The sequence below is a fragment of the Marixanthomonas spongiae genome, assembly GCF_003095375.1.
Lineage (GTDB): Bacteria > Bacteroidota > Bacteroidia > Flavobacteriales > Flavobacteriaceae > Marixanthomonas > Marixanthomonas spongiae.
In genome coordinates this window covers 317,179-331,133 of sequence record NZ_QEHR01000003.1, presented here as the reverse complement: position 1 = coordinate 331,133, position 13,955 = coordinate 317,179, and the positions used below count along the sequence as shown (strand labels likewise).

Annotated in this window: 13 protein-coding genes and 1 other RNA gene; 7 read left to right on the top strand and 7 right to left on the bottom strand. The window is 42.1% G+C overall.

The features are described 5' to 3' along the window. The first annotated feature begins 77 nt into the window (after positions 1-77). Positions 78-1,364, top strand: coding sequence for an acetyl-CoA hydrolase/transferase family protein (locus DDV96_RS06175; protein ID WP_116693879.1), 1,287 nt, complete (start codon positions 78-80; stop codon positions 1,362-1,364). Between the two features lie 292 nt (positions 1,365-1,656). Then, on the top strand, positions 1,657-2,901 hold the full coding sequence (gene rocD, locus DDV96_RS06170) for an ornithine--oxo-acid transaminase (protein WP_116693878.1): 1,245 nt from the start codon (positions 1,657-1,659) through the stop codon (positions 2,899-2,901). A gap of 81 nt (positions 2,902-2,982) precedes the next feature. Here rocD and DDV96_RS06165 read toward each other — a convergent pair whose 3' ends face one another. The 3 genes from DDV96_RS06165 to DDV96_RS06155 form a co-directional block, all read right to left on the bottom strand. Next, positions 2,983-3,309: a CCC motif membrane protein gene (locus DDV96_RS06165; RefSeq protein WP_116693877.1), complete on the bottom strand. Its 327-nt coding sequence runs from the start codon at positions 3,307-3,309 to the stop codon at positions 2,983-2,985. 75 nt (positions 3,310-3,384) lie between these two features. Beyond that, entirely contained in the window at positions 3,385-3,681 is a 297-nt protein-coding gene (locus DDV96_RS06160; RefSeq protein WP_240607682.1) for a DUF2752 domain-containing protein, read from the bottom strand. Between the two features lie 5 nt (positions 3,682-3,686). Further along, positions 3,687-5,627 (bottom strand): T9SS type A sorting domain-containing protein, encoded by a 1,941-nt coding sequence (locus DDV96_RS06155; protein WP_165805973.1) that lies wholly within the window; start codon positions 5,625-5,627, stop codon positions 3,687-3,689. A gap of 173 nt (positions 5,628-5,800) precedes the next feature. On the opposite strand from DDV96_RS06155, the gene DDV96_RS06150 reads away from it, so the two are divergent. Beyond that, on the top strand, positions 5,801-6,349 hold the full coding sequence (locus DDV96_RS06150) for a Smr/MutS family protein (RefSeq protein ID WP_116693875.1): 549 nt from the start codon (positions 5,801-5,803) through the stop codon (positions 6,347-6,349). A 49-nt stretch (positions 6,350-6,398) separates the two neighbouring features. On the opposite strand, the gene DDV96_RS06145 is transcribed toward DDV96_RS06150, so the two are convergent. Beyond that, positions 6,399-7,289 (bottom strand): hypothetical protein, encoded by an 891-nt coding sequence (locus tag DDV96_RS06145; RefSeq protein WP_133240819.1) that lies wholly within the window; start codon positions 7,287-7,289, stop codon positions 6,399-6,401. Between the two features lie 182 nt (positions 7,290-7,471). On the opposite strand from DDV96_RS06145, the gene DDV96_RS06140 reads away from it, so the two are divergent. Further along, a complete protein-coding gene (locus DDV96_RS06140) occupies positions 7,472-8,620 on the top strand; it encodes a cysteine desulfurase family protein (protein ID WP_116693873.1) in 1,149 nt (382 codons plus the stop codon). Between the two features lie 13 nt (positions 8,621-8,633). Here the strand turns inward: DDV96_RS06140 and DDV96_RS06135 are convergent, their stop codons facing one another. Genes DDV96_RS06135 through DDV96_RS06125 form a run of 3 tightly spaced genes read right to left on the bottom strand, consistent with a single transcriptional unit; the run spans position 8,634 to position 13,010 of the window. Beyond that, positions 8,634-8,819 (bottom strand): hypothetical protein, encoded by a 186-nt coding sequence (locus tag DDV96_RS06135; protein ID WP_116693872.1) that lies wholly within the window; start codon positions 8,817-8,819, stop codon positions 8,634-8,636. A gap of 28 nt (positions 8,820-8,847) precedes the next feature. Then, a complete protein-coding gene (locus DDV96_RS06130) occupies positions 8,848-11,310 on the bottom strand; it encodes a TonB-dependent receptor plug domain-containing protein (RefSeq protein ID WP_116693871.1) in 2,463 nt (820 codons plus the stop codon). An 11-nt stretch (positions 11,311-11,321) separates the two neighbouring features. Further along, positions 11,322-13,010, bottom strand: a complete 1,689-nt coding sequence (locus tag DDV96_RS06125; RefSeq protein WP_116693870.1) for a M23 family metallopeptidase — start codon at positions 13,008-13,010, stop codon at positions 11,322-11,324. 149 nt (positions 13,011-13,159) lie between these two features. Between DDV96_RS06125 and DDV96_RS06120 the strand changes: the two genes are divergently transcribed. From DDV96_RS06120 to ssrS, 3 genes are all read left to right on the top strand, one after another. Then, positions 13,160-13,450: a hypothetical protein gene (locus tag DDV96_RS06120; RefSeq protein ID WP_116693869.1), complete on the top strand. Its 291-nt coding sequence runs from the start codon at positions 13,160-13,162 to the stop codon at positions 13,448-13,450. 12 nt (positions 13,451-13,462) lie between these two features. Next, entirely contained in the window at positions 13,463-13,753 is a 291-nt protein-coding gene (locus tag DDV96_RS06115) for a cell division protein ZapA (RefSeq protein WP_116693868.1), read from the top strand. Positions 13,754-13,805: 52 nt separating this feature from the next. Then, positions 13,806-13,914, top strand: a non-coding RNA gene (ssrS, locus tag DDV96_RS06110) — 6S RNA. Positions 13,915-13,955 lie beyond the last annotated feature (41 nt).

Sequence of the window (13,955 nt, the reverse complement as noted above, 5' to 3'; positions counted from 1 at the left end):
GATTTTTCAGTATGACATAAATCATACCTGAAAATCGAAAGGTTTTAGAACTTTGTGATTCCAAAAAAAAAGAACCAATGAACCAAGATAAATTAAAGATAGTTTCGGCCCAAGAAGCAGTTTCCACTGTACAATCTGGAGATCGCGTATTTTTTCAAGGTGCCGCGATGACGCCCAATGTGTTGATTGACAGCCTCTGTGAACGTCATTCAGAATTAAAGAACGTTGAAATTGTTCAAATACACACCCATGGCGAAGCAAAATACTTAGAAGCCCCTTATAACGAGGCTTTCCGGTTAAACACGTTTTTTGTAGGCAGCAATGTGCGCAAAGGCGTGCATACGCAATACGGGGACTATGTGCCGGTATTTTTAAGTGAAATTCATTGGTTTTTCCGTCGCAATATTTTACCGCTGGATGTAGCTTTTATTCAAGTGTCCCCACCCGATAGACATGGCTATTGCTCGTTGGGCGCATCTGTGGATATTACCTTGCCCGCTATTTTAACGGCCAAAAAAGTAGTGGCCCAGGTAAACCCAAAAGTACCCAGAACCCACGGTGACGGCATTATACATGTCAATAACATCAATGTCGCCGTTGAGGTGGATGAACCTATCCATGCTTCGGAAATAGGCACCCCCACCGAAATTGAAGCCACCATTGGTAAAAATGTGGCAGCTTTGGTAGAAGATGGCGCCACCCTGCAAATGGGCATCGGCAACATTCCCAATGCCGTGTTGAACAACTTGTCCCATCACAAACGCTTGGGCATCCATACCGAAATGTTCAGCGATGGTATTTTGCCATTGGTTGAAAAAGGCGTGATCACGGGAGAAGATAAAGAGATAAAAACTGGAAAGATCGTTACCTGCTTTGCGATGGGCACTCAAAAACTTTACGATTTTATAGACGACAATCCCGTAGTGCATTTTAAAGAAGCAGGCTATACCAACGATACGGCCATTATTCGCCGAAACCCAAAAGTGACCGCCATAAACAGTGCTATTGAAATAGACTTGACTGGCCAGGTGTGTGCCGATTCCATTGGGACGTACCAATATTCCGGTGTGGGCGGGCAAATGGATTTTATCCGTGGGGCCTCGCTGTCGCCCGGGGGAAAACCCATTATCGCCATGCCATCGGTGACCAATAAAGGGATTTCAAAAATCACTCCTTTCTTAAAAGAAGGAGCCAGCGTGACCACGACCAGGGCACACGTTCATTATGTGGCAACCGAATACGGAGTGGTCAACCTCTTTGGAAAAGGACTGGAACAACGCGCCAAGGCATTGATTTCCATTGCGCACCCCAATCACCGGGAAGCATTGCAAAAAGAAGCGTATAAAAGGTTCAATTTAAAATAGGGTATGGAAAATTTGGAAGGTTTCCGTTTAAAGTATTTAAAATATCATTGTTTAATGATGGAAAATGCGGTGCAATGCCACAGTATTTAAACTTGAAAGTTTGTTAAATGATAAGAATATCTTGCGAGGAGATTGTGCACTGTCTTTTCTAATGGTCCAACCGTATTTATAACGTTTTTATAACACCCTCAAACCCCAAAAAACATAGAATAATTAGTACCTTGCGGTTTTATGGATGATTTCTCTCCACAAAGCAGGAATCAATATAATTACACGATAAAAATACAAAAAAATGGCAGTTTTAGAGAAAAAAGCTACGCAAGATGCAATCGATTTGGAAAACAAGTATGGTGCCCATAATTACCACCCGTTACCCGTTGTACTGAATAAAGGGGAAGGCGTTTATGTATGGGATGTTGAAGGAGAAAAATACTACGATTTCCTGTCAGCATACAGTGCGGTAAACCAAGGGCATTGCCACCCGAAGATTGTTGGGGCGATGGACGAACAGGCCAGGACCTTGACGCTTACCTCCCGTGCTTTTTATAACGATATGTTAGGGAAGTATGAAAAGTATGCTTCAGAATATTTCAACTTCGATAAGTTGTTGCCTATGAATACCGGTGCCGAGGCAGTTGAAACCGCCTTGAAAATCTGTAGGAAATGGGCCTATGAAAAAAAGGGTATTTCGAAAAATGAAGCTGAAATCATCGTTTGCACCAACAATTTCCACGGAAGGACCACCACCATTATTTCGTTTTCCAACGACGAAGTGGCGCGCAATCATTTTGGGCCTTACACTCAAGGGTTCACCAAAATTGAATACGACAATTTAGAAGCGTTGAAACACGCATTGGAAAGCAATAAAAATGTTGCCGGGTTTTTAGTAGAGCCCATTCAAGGGGAAGCTGGGGTTTATGTACCTTCTGAAGGCTATTTAAAAGAAGCAAAAGCCTTATGTGAGGCACACAATGTCCTGTTTATTGCCGACGAGGTGCAAACGGGTATTGCCCGAACCGGAAAACTGTTGGCCGTAGATCACGAAAACGTAAAACCGGACATCTTGATTTTGGGTAAAGCCCTGAGTGGCGGCGCTTATCCAGTTTCAGCTGTATTGGCAGACGATGAAGTGATGAACGTTATCCGTCCCGGAAACCACGGTTCTACTTTTGGAGGAAATCCTGTTGCTGCAGCCGTGGCCATGGCAGCTTTGGGTGTAGTAAAGGATGAAAATTTAGCCGAAAACGCTGAAAAATTAGGAAACCTTTTCCGAAGGGAAATGAACAATTACATCAGGAACAGTTCCATAGTGAATTTGGTACGCGGTAAAGGGTTGTTAAACGCTATTGTAATCAACGATTCCGAAGATAGCGATACGGCTTGGAACATCTGCCTGAAACTTCGCGACAATGGCTTGCTGGCCAAACCAACGCACGGCAATATTATTCGTTTTGCGCCACCGCTGGTCATGAACGAAGAACAATTGCTGGATTGTGTTTCCATCATCACGGAAACTTTAAAGGAGTTTGAAAAATAACACACCAATCCTATAACCAAAAAAAGCGGCCTTATGAAAAGCCGCTTTTTTTATGGTCCTCTTTTTTTTATGAAATAGGCATTACTCTATTCCGTAATCACGCATGATTTCTTTTTGCATTTCCAGGAGTCCTTCTTCCCCAACGGTGACAAAGAGGTAAATGGACCAAATCATGTAAAGTGCACTCAAGATAATTCCAATAATGGCTAAAATTTTACCGATTTTCACATTTTGATATCCAGAGTACAATTCTGGATTTTCTACATATAAGGCATTGGCCTTTTTGGTCATGACCAAGGCGATAATACCAAAAATAAGTCCTAATACCCCATAACAGCAACAGGTTAATATGGATAAAATACCAAATACTAATATAAGGGTTGAATTGGGTAATGTTTGTTTTTCCATTGGTTTTGTTTTAGTTGGTTACTATTCCTTAAAAATAAAGGAAATATTTGAAAACCGACAAAATAAGAAGCATCTTTAGACGTAGTGGCTCATTTTTATACCGTAACTCACTACGATAATCACCACATTCAACAACAATAGACCAACTTTGATTTTAAAATCGTGTTTAAACTTCACAAAAAGGTTAAACACCACAAGCAGTAGCAATAGCATTAGGGTGTAAATGGCGGGGTACATATAAAATGCTGCAGCAAATTCCCCTTTAAAAAACAAAACTGTGGCACGTTGGGTGCCACAGCCAAAACATTCTACACCAAAAAGCTCTTTGCTGGTGCATTGCAACATATAGTCTTCAATGCCTTTCAGGGCCATAATGATTATTGTTTGTTGTAAACCGAGGTTTTATAGCTAATGTCAATATTATCGGTTGTTTTAAGTTTTACGATATACACGCCATCACTTAAGTTTGAAGTTGGGAACGAGAAGCGTTTTTCGGTACCGATGTTTTGTTGTTGGTACACGAGTTTTCCGGTTAAATCAAAAACAAGGGCTTGTGCAATGTCATATCCTTCTGGATTGGTCACCTCAAGTACGCCCAGACGGTTATTTTGGAAAAAGTCCACGTCTTGTTGAGCCCTGCCTTGAGTTTTGGTTGTGTAGGCATCCAGCTCCTTATCGGTCCGGAACACCACAAAAAAGCGGTTGTCATAAGTACCGGCCTGTAAGTTATAGGTTGCAGACTTTCCGTGGGTAAACCCTTGGTAGGTATCCAGTTCCTTGTCATAGATATATGCTTTTTTGCCGCTCATTTTTACTTCTTCTACGGTTTGCACAAGCAACTTAGTTTGTTTGGTAAGGTTAAAACCGATAGGGATCATAGTCTGTTTATCATAATTTAAAAAATTGATGACATATGGTTCTCTGTTATCGTCTTCACCTATTAAAAAGTACGCTTCTCCATTTTTGGCATCCATAGGGCTTTTTCCGTCCCATCCAAGATCAAACCCAAGAGAGGTACTATCATCAAACCCTAAAACCAATTGACGGCCGTATTTTTCTTCCATTACAACATCAATACGTAGGTGAGGCGCACGTGGATCTACTTCGGCAAGAACAGACCCGTCTGGATCACCGGGGTTAGTGTCTGGCCCTCCGTCCATAGTAATGTTATTGTCATTTCCTGGTCTATGAAAAACCTCTGTTGCTGCTTTTAAGCCGAATACTCGTTGACTATTATTAAACTCAATTGTACCTGCTGTCCCATCGGTAACGATTATAAACCCTTGACCAATAGGGGTGAATTGTTGTTTTCTATATTCTGTCGTGCTACCTGTTCCAGAAGGTCCACCTGTACCGGATGCAGAATAATTATTAAAAGATGAAATATTATAAACACCACCACCAGGAGGATTAGGAACATAAACCCCATACGCTCCAGATTTATCACTGTAATAATGACTAAATTCATCATCTTTCGGTTCGTCCCAAAATCGAAAAGACGCTATATTTGCTCCACCAGTTTGGTTGTCACTTGCAAGTTTGTGTAAGTCAAGCACAGAGGGGTAGGGGTTTCCAGCCAAGACAATTTCGTCTCCAGCGGCCATATTAATAGAAATCTTCCCATTTTTAGGACGCCCTCTAAGATCGTAAGTTACGTCTGTCATCCCATCAATATTGGGATCACCTGTGTTTCCTGTTATAGGATTTGGGCTAATCCCTTTCATAATAAACCCATAAGCCGGGTTAGAAGTTGCTGTTCCGTTTAAACGCCTCCAGGCCCCTTCATCTTCTCTATCTTTGCTTGGCTGTAGTTCGTAAACCCAGCGGGTAGAAATTGTTAAGTCCGGATTTAAAAATCCATTTCTGCCAGTTGTAGTCAATGTTTTTGTTCCCGCTGTATCGTCAGGGTTGCAACCTTCACAATTATACACTGTAAATACGCTACTTGCTGTATTTCCTGCTGGTAGGGTACTTCCTGCGGATGTTAGAGTAGCTCCTACAGGCATTCCCCAATAATTATAGTGAAAAGCAGAAGTTTCTGCTATTGTTTGATACACAGACAACATTCCGTCTCCTTTATTTTGTGCGGTATCGTCACCTTGTATCAACTGTCCATTGTTACGAAGATAAATACTGGCTTCGGTTGTATCCGTATTGTTTTTTCTTAAATCAATATCATTTTCAACATATAATTCCACATTATTTACATAGACATAAGAATCTGTATTAGAGCTAGGGTTTGGCCTCACAAATAAATCAGACTGTGCCGTAGCGGCAACACTGTATAATGTAAGTAAGGAAAGTAGTAGGTGTTTCATAATCATTTGGTTTTTATGGCGCTATCGATTTGGGATAATATAACCATATTTTGGGTATAAAAATAAAATATTTTTTTTAATATTGGTGCAAATGGCTCTAAAAACGTAATTTTTTCGTTTTTAAAGGGTTAACTGTTGCAACAAAACGACAATTATTCAATTTTTGGTCAACCATGAAAAAAGGCGACACGGTTTCAGTGCTGGACGATGCTATTACGGGCGTGGTCACTGCTGTTGATGGCGATACCATTTCGGTATTGACCGATGACGATTTTGAAATGCAGTTCCAGGAACAGGAACTTGTGGTCCTTACAGGCGAACTTTCAGAAAGCGATGTAATGCAAGAAGATATTTCAGAAATACTCGCGCAAAAACAAACCAAAAAACCGAAACCTTCCAAAAAAACAAAACCGAAGGAACGCAACCGCCCGCCTATGGTGATCGACCTGCACATCCACCAATTAACGCAACAGTACAAACGGATGAGCAACCACGAGATGCTGGTGTTGCAAACCGATACTGCCAAACGCCAACTAGACTTTGCCATCGACAAGAAAATACAGCGTGTTGTTTTTATTCACGGCGTGGGCGAAGGTGTTTTAAAAGCCGAACTGGAATACCTTTTTAGGCGTTACGATAACGTAAAATACTACGAAGCAGATTATCGGGAATATGGCCGTGGCGCCACCGAGGTGTACATCTTTCAGAATAAAACTCCCTGATTTCCTTAAGGATTATTTCAACCAATCACCAACAGAACCCACCGTCAACCTATTCAGTAGGTTTATTTAATTGTGGAGCCACAAAATCTGGGGTGGGTGTAAATTCACCATTGCGCACATTCTCGATTGTCCCTAAAAATAAGGCTTCTTTAATAATTTGCTCTTCGCCGTTAACCAACACCAAATTGGACAACCGTACGGCCACATCGCTTACAAACGTATAAGCATGTTGCCGAAAGGCTGTTACATTATAAGAGTCGGCCACCGCCGGGTTCAAATAATCGGGGCCCACTTTGGGATCGGTAATATCGTCAAGAGGATTGAGGTTTAGGTTTTTATCTTCATAAATGGTAAAAATACCGTCATTGTCGTCATCGGTATCCAGGTAATCGGGCGTGCCGTCGCCATCGCTGTCACGCGGCGCTTCGTCTGGAAAATTGGGTCCCAGCTCCACGGTCGTGGGCACATTGTCGCCGTCATCGTCAAAATCGTAACTGTCGGGAATGCCATCGCCATCGGTATCGCCGGTTTCGTCTTCCAGGCCGTCATTGTCATCTAAAACCGTGGTGGTGTTTAGCCGCGCCGTACCCGATGCGCCCGTATAATCAATGGCAACAGTAGGGGAGGTGGGCGGTACAGAACTGCAAAAATAGTCACCGGTTACATCGCTATCAAATCGGCGGTAATTCACGATATTGCTACTGCCGTTCAGTTCGTAGCTTTTGGTTTCTGTTTCAAAAAACAGGGGGTCATCCGTGGTGATTTTAAGCGAAATGCTTTCAGAAACATCATTGTTTATTTTATAAAACACATATTGGTTGCCATTGCTGCACAGGTTTAAACTCGCGTTTTCAAAATCGAAGGTGGTAACGATTACATCGCCGTCGTCGCAAGATTGTAGGGTTGCGAACACCGCTATAAAAAACAAGATATTTTTCATAAACAATACTTGAGGGTTGTGTTTTTGCAAAGTAACATATTTCTTTGCACTTGAAAAGGCATTCAAGAACGATATTAATATGTATTTTTGAAGTAGTATTTCTGAAATATTAGATTTCAAACCGCTTCAGCGATGCCATTACAGCATTTTTCGGCTGAAAAACCAGACAATTTTACAACAAGATGAAAAAAGTATATTTTGACAGCGCAGCGACCACCGAGTTGAGAAGCGAAGTAATACGGTGCATTACCGAAGTTTTAAAAACCGAATACGGCAACCCTTCCTCTACACATTCGTACGGAAGGTCGGCCAAGTCATTGCTTGAGACCGCACGGAAACAGATTGCTGGATATTTGAATGTTTCGGCGGCCGAAATCATTTTTACGTCTGGCGGCACCGAAGCCGACAATCTAATTTTGAACAGCTGCGTGCGCGATTTAGACGTGAAACGCATCATTTCGAGTAAAATTGAACACCACGCCGTATTGCACACCGTTGCTGAACTAAAAGAAAATCATGGTATTCAAGTAGATTACGTAAAATTGGACGACTGCGGCCACATAGACTTTGAACATTTTGAGGCTCTTTTGAGAAAAAATGATAAAAAAACCTTGGTGAGCCTCATGCACGTTAACAATGAAATAGGAAACATCTTGGATATTAAACGCACTGCCAACCTATGCAAGCAGTACGACGCCTTGTTTCATAGCGACACTGTACAGTCGGTTGGGCATTACGAATTGGATTTTTCTGAAATACCCATCGATTTTGCAGCGGTGGCGGCTCATAAATTCCACGGTCCCAAAGGGGCTGGGTTTGCCTTTGTGAGAAAAAACACGGGCTTAAAACCTTTAATTTTTGGCGGAGAGCAGGAACGTGGCTTGCGTGCGGGCACCGAAGCGGTCTATGCCATTGCCGGAATGGCCGAAGCACTTAAAATTTCCTACGAAAACCTCGAAAAAGAACGCGCCTATATTGTTGAGCTAAAAAACTACTTTAAAGAAAGGCTCACTGCCGAAATCCCGGACATAAAATTCAACGGAGCTTGCGATGACGATGCCCGTAGTACCTACACGCTTTTAAATGTTTGCCTGCCCATTTCCCAAGAAAAGGCCATGATGTTGTTGTTTCAGTTGGATTTAAAGGGGATTGCCTGTTCCAAAGGCAGTGCTTGCCAAAGCGGAAGTGGCAAGGGCTCCCACGTTTTAAATGAAATCCTTACCGAAGACGATATAAAAAAACCGTCCATCCGGTTTTCTTTTTCAAGCTTTAACAAAAAGGACGAAGTGGATTATGTGGTTGGGGTTTTAAAAGAGTTTATTGAGGAGTAAGCAATCGTTCTGCTTAGATGGTGGGTTTTTGTTTTTTCTGAAAAAACGAACCTAATAACAACCCTATTCCTAACCCTGATAAAATCCCTATAATACCATCTTGCAAGTCAATATAGTGTGTCATTAATTGAGCGAGTGTAATAGTTAACATACCTGCAATTAGTAAAAGTTTCTGTTTAATGCTTTTTTTTAATTTCATTTATTGATAAAAAAAATTTGAACTCCATTTAAAATTTAGCCGTTAACCGAACGTTAAAAACCCGCGGCGTTAAGTAGTTGGGAATCGCATATTGCACTTTCGTATATACATCTCGTACAAAGGTGTTGGTAATGGAGTTTTGCACATCGAAAATGTTGAAAATTTCGGCACCGATGGTCAGCTCTTTAAATGGTTTCAACCATCCGCTGTCGCGTAATTTATCGTCGTTCACTATAACATAGGAAACCCCAAGATCGGCCCGTTTATAATCTGGTAAACGCACTTGGTAGTCATACGGATCGGCATAGCTGGGCGAACCACCCGGCAACCCGGTGTTATAGACTAAATTCAAGTACATTTTTAAATCTGGGATTATTTTTACGTAATCCTGAAACAGGACCGCAAACTTCAACCGTTGATCCGTTGGCCGAAAGATATAACCGCGGTCATCGATGTTTTCTTCGGTTTTCAAATATCCGAAACTTACCCAGCTTTCCGTTCCCGGAACAAATTCGCCGGCAAGACGCGCGTCCAATCCGTAAGCATAAGCAACGGCATTGTTGTTGGCTCGGTAGCGAATACGGACGTTCTCCAGGGTATAAGGATTTACATCGGTCAAGCTTTTGTAATACAACTCCGAATTTAAACGGAACGGCCTTCCCCATAACTTAAAACTGTAGTCGTTCCCCAACACAATATGTACCGCTTGCTGGGCTTTTACACCTGGTCGCACCGTTCCTGTGGAATCCCGTAATTCGCGATAAAATGGCGGTTGGTGGTACAGCCCGCCCGATAAGCGAAAAAGCATATCCATATCCCAATCAGGTTTTAAAGAAACTTGTCCACGTGGACTAAAAACTGTTTGCGACGTACTTTCAATACCATCGCCGCTTACGTTCCAATTGTGGGCACGTACACCGGCATTGAGCCAAACATCGTTGGAACCTAAGGTGGTCCTTCGGCTCCATTGGGCGTAACCAGACACACGGTCTATCTGCACATCGTTCTGTGCCCTGATCGTTGTGTAGGGTACAATTGGTGAAGTAAAAGGCTCATACGGTTGGTCGTTGGCAAGATCGGGGATAGGCGGCCTGATTGAAAATCCGGCCGAATCGATAATCTCATATTCCTGCACGCGATCACGAATGTCCTCGTGGGTGTATTTTATGCCGTATTCAATGGTGTTTTCGTCTATATTGAGCGTACCTTTATGTTCGGCATTGAAAATAAGCGCGTCCAGGTCGTTTCGGGCATGGGTAAGCTGGCCACCAATGCCTTCGGTAAATTCTACTTCGCCTAAATCTTCATCGCCAATGTTGGTATTTACTTCGCCTAAGCGATATTCAGCAAGGATATCATAATATTCTTGTTCGGTGGTTTGGTAGGCCGATGCGATAAACTTGGCGGTATAATTTTCAGAAGCAACATAGGTTCCTTTAAACGCTCCAAAGTACGTGTTGTAGCGGTCTTGCTCTTGGCCTTCATAAAACACCAACAACGCAATGGGATCGGCAATGGTACCAAAATTGGTCTGTCGTGTCAAAGGTTGGTAATCGTAGTCGTTTATGGAAATATTTCCTAGAAAGCCCAATTCAAATTTATTGCTGAATTTATAAGTAAAATACGTCTGTGCATCGGCAAAACGGGGCTTAAAGTTAGTTTCGGTCTGTTTGGCATCTACCAATAAGCTATTATCGCGGTAACGCAATCCCACAATACCGGTCAATCTTCCGTTATTTGAAATACCACCGGCCGAAACACTGGCGCCCAACAAACTCAAGTCTGCCGTGGCACTTAAATCGGCTGGCCTGCGATAAGTTATATCAAGTACAGAGGAGAGTTTGTCACCGTATTTTGCCTGAAAACCACCTGCAGAAAAGTCAACATTTGAAGTAAGGTCGCTATTGACAAAACCGAGTCCTTCTTGTTGGCCGCTTCTAATTAAAAATGGGCGATAAACTTCAATTTCGTTTACATACACCAAGTTTTCATCGTAATTTCCCCCACGGACGGCGTATTGGGTGCTCAGCTCATTGTTGCTGTTGACGCCAGGAAGTGATTTCAGTAAATTTTCAACTCCTGCATTGGCGCCCGGTATTTTACGGATGGCTTCTGGGCTCAAAGTGGTAATGCCTTCCACGCGCTTTCGTTCCCTTCCTGAAATGACCACGGTCGCAATTTGTTCTACTTTGGTGTTCATTACAGGGTTGAGTTCGTAATCTTCATTGGCACCCAAGTTTAATGTTACCTGCACTTTTTTGTGCCCTACGTGCGAAAAAGTGAGGGTAACTTCTTCGTTGGCGGGAATTTCCACTAAATAATAGCCGTTAAAGTCTGATAGTGTGCCCTCCGTTCCATAAGAAACCGAAGCTCCAACTACAGGCTCGTTTTCTTCGTTAAGGATAACGCCTTTTACAACTGCTTGTTGCGAAAGTACAGTTGTGGATATAAAGAACAAAGTAAGCAGTAGGGGGTGCAATGTTGTTTTCAAAAGCAGTATTGTTATTGTTTTCTGAAAAAAGTTGCCTCAAATGTAGCACTATTTCCCACATTATCGGTAACAATTACTTTCAAATTGTTTTCGGATTCGGTTATATCGCTATCGTCAAAATAATAAGTCAAGCGGTCTTTTTTGTAGTCGTATTCCATTAAAATGAAGTTGCCGTTGATGGTTCCGCGGTATGAACTGATGCCGCTAAGCTCGTCCTCGATGGACAGTTGCAAGGTTTTATTGCTGCTTATCCACTTACCGTCATCAAAATTAACGGGTTTAACGGTGGGCGGCGTAGTATCTGCTGCAATTACATACGTGCCAAACAAGCGGGTTTTGGCAGATAGTTTGTCGCCTTTGCGGTAAGTGGTATTGTAGTACGGGCGGCCGTAATAATTTAAACGGCCTATATAGAGTTTATCTTTGTCGATGTCGTTATAGTTGGAAACATCGGCGGTAATGGTCATGTTTTTGTGCACAGGAACCACATCGGTATGAAAATGAAGCGTGTCGCTGGCGGTACTGATGTCTAGGAAAGTGTCTTCATAGAGACTGTTAGCCGGAATATACACGCTGAATTTGCCTTTGGTTATTGACGTGGCTTGGTTTGCATAAATATAATCGTCTGTTTCCTCGATTTTCCTTGGTATGGTGATTTCCTCTTTTTTTCCTTCAATTGGAACAGTGATCAAGGTTTCATTTCCTTTAAAATCGGTGATACGAATGGTGTAGTTGCCGTTATATCCTTCCTTTACCTCAATGTAGCCATCGGTATCCTCACTTGTTATAATGCTCAACGGGTTGTTGGCTTGCCTAAAAAGTTTTTGCACCCGGCTCCTGTTGGTCCTCCAATAGTCGTAATCGATAAACCTGTTGAGGTAGCGTGTTTCGGCAAAAGAAAATTTCTCGAAAAGAATGTTGATTTTTTCCTGCCCGTTATATGTGGTTTTTATTTGATAGACCCCATTTTTGTTGGAAGCACCGTCCAGTTGATCGTTGGTGGAGACACCAAACCCTATTTTACCAAAAGCGGTAACTTTTTCGGTTTTGTAACTGCCGTCTTTTTGTAAAATCAAACGGAGTTTGGTGCGGTTCTGGCTATTGTTTATCTGGGCACCATCACTAATGGGATACGCCAGTAAGGCGCTGATAAGTGGTTTTTTGGAATCTGGCACATCAATGCCAAAAAGCATGGGGTTCATAGGGCGTGAAGCGGCGTCCCGGATCTCAAAATGCAGGTGGGGACCGCCACTGCCGCCAGTATTGCCCGTGTAAGCTATTAAATCGCCTTTTTTAACCGGCAACGCCGATGCATTGGGAAACAGCTCAATTTCAAAGCTTTCCTTTTTAAGTTGCCTGTCGTGCACATACTCGTAGATATCCCCGGCATACTTTTGCAAATGGGCATAAACGGTGGTGTAACCGTTTGGGTGCTTGATGTATAACGCTTTGCCATAACCGAAATGCGATACTTTTACGCGGCTCACATAACCATCGGCAGGGGCATAGACCGGTATGCCTTCCCGTTGCTGGGTCTTGATGTCCAGCCCACTGTGAAAATGGTTGCTGCGCAGTTCGCCAAAGCTTCCGGAAAGTACCAAAGGGATGTCCAATGGATTGCTGAAATAACCTTCTGGAACGGACTTTTGGCCGAAAACGGTAAGGCTCACGAATAGAAAAAAGAATAGCGCGTTCTTCATAGTTCAAAATTAAGTGTATGCGTATTTAAAAAGGGGAGTAAAGTAAATTTATTGTGCAATATTTCAATAATACAAAAAATTTCAGAAAACAGTTGCCATATTAAAACTCGAATGTTAACTTTGTGTGAGAAGTATTGAAATAGTTTTTAATGAGCAGACTTTCAGAAATTGTTGATTCTCTTGAAAATAGAATTGATAAGTTAGTGCAACAGCATGAAAAGTTGAAACAACAAAATTCTGAATTAGCAGCTGAAATAAACAGTTTGCGAACGCAACAGGAAAAAGCTGAAAAAGAAATAGCCTCCTGCCGCGAAAAGTACAGCTCATTGAAAATGGCACATTCAATGCTTGGCAGCGACCAATATAAAAGAGACACAAAGCTCAAGATAAATGCTTTAGTTCGGGAAATTGACCATTGTATTGCTCAACTTTCCGAATAAAAGAAAAACAATATGTCAAACCAGTTAAAAATAAAGCTTTCTATTGCCGACCGGGTGTACCCATTGACCATCAATCCCTCGCAAGAGGAAGGGCTGCGCCTCGCCACCAAGAAAATAGAAGCAATGATAAAAAGGTTTGAAAAAAGCTATGCCGTAAGGGACAAGCAAGATGTACTGGCCATGTGCGCCCTGCAGTTTGCCGCCCAGGTAGAGCAAGAACAAATAGATAAAACAAATGACAAGCAAGAAATGGAAGACAAGCTGGAAGCTTTAAACCATTTGTTGCAAGAGCAACTGTCATAACACGTTCTTTACATAACTAAGGTTACTGCCTGCATTAATATCTTTTTGGTAAACTCAACACTATCTCTTATAAGAAGGGTGAGTTGAAGCTGTTAAAACGAGCCGTCTTTGAGCGGATGTTTGACCAGTTTGTTAGCCCTAAACTTTTCTTTTAGGAGTTTATTCAAAACACATTAGTGCAGGCTTTTTTTATATATAAATT

Bases quoted from the DNA above. Each gene is read 5' to 3' on its own strand.
- DDV96_RS06175 (WP_116693879.1), top strand. From the start codon at position 78: ATGAACCAAGATAAATTAAAGATAGTTTCGGCCCAAGAAGCAGTTTCC.
- rocD (WP_116693878.1), top strand. From the start codon at position 1,657: ATGGCAGTTTTAGAGAAAAAAGCTACGCAAGATGCAATCGATTTGGAA.
- DDV96_RS06165 (WP_116693877.1), bottom strand. From the start codon at position 3,309: ATGGAAAAACAAACATTACCCAATTCAACCCTTATATTAGTATTTGGT.
- DDV96_RS06160 (WP_240607682.1), bottom strand. From the start codon at position 3,681: ATGGCCCTGAAAGGCATTGAAGACTATATGTTGCAATGCACCAGCAAA.
- DDV96_RS06155 (WP_165805973.1), bottom strand. From the start codon at position 5,627: ATGAAACACCTACTACTTTCCTTACTTACATTATACAGTGTTGCCGCT.
- DDV96_RS06150 (WP_116693875.1), top strand. From the start codon at position 5,801: ATGAAAAAAGGCGACACGGTTTCAGTGCTGGACGATGCTATTACGGGC.
- DDV96_RS06145 (WP_133240819.1), bottom strand. From the start codon at position 7,289: ATGAAAAATATCTTGTTTTTTATAGCGGTGTTCGCAACCCTACAATCT.
- DDV96_RS06140 (WP_116693873.1), top strand. From the start codon at position 7,472: ATGAAAAAAGTATATTTTGACAGCGCAGCGACCACCGAGTTGAGAAGC.
- DDV96_RS06135 (WP_116693872.1), bottom strand. From the start codon at position 8,819: ATGAAATTAAAAAAAAGCATTAAACAGAAACTTTTACTAATTGCAGGT.
- DDV96_RS06125 (WP_116693870.1), bottom strand. From the start codon at position 13,010: ATGAAGAACGCGCTATTCTTTTTTCTATTCGTGAGCCTTACCGTTTTC.
- DDV96_RS06120 (WP_116693869.1), top strand. From the start codon at position 13,160: ATGAGCAGACTTTCAGAAATTGTTGATTCTCTTGAAAATAGAATTGAT.
- DDV96_RS06115 (WP_116693868.1), top strand. From the start codon at position 13,463: ATGTCAAACCAGTTAAAAATAAAGCTTTCTATTGCCGACCGGGTGTAC.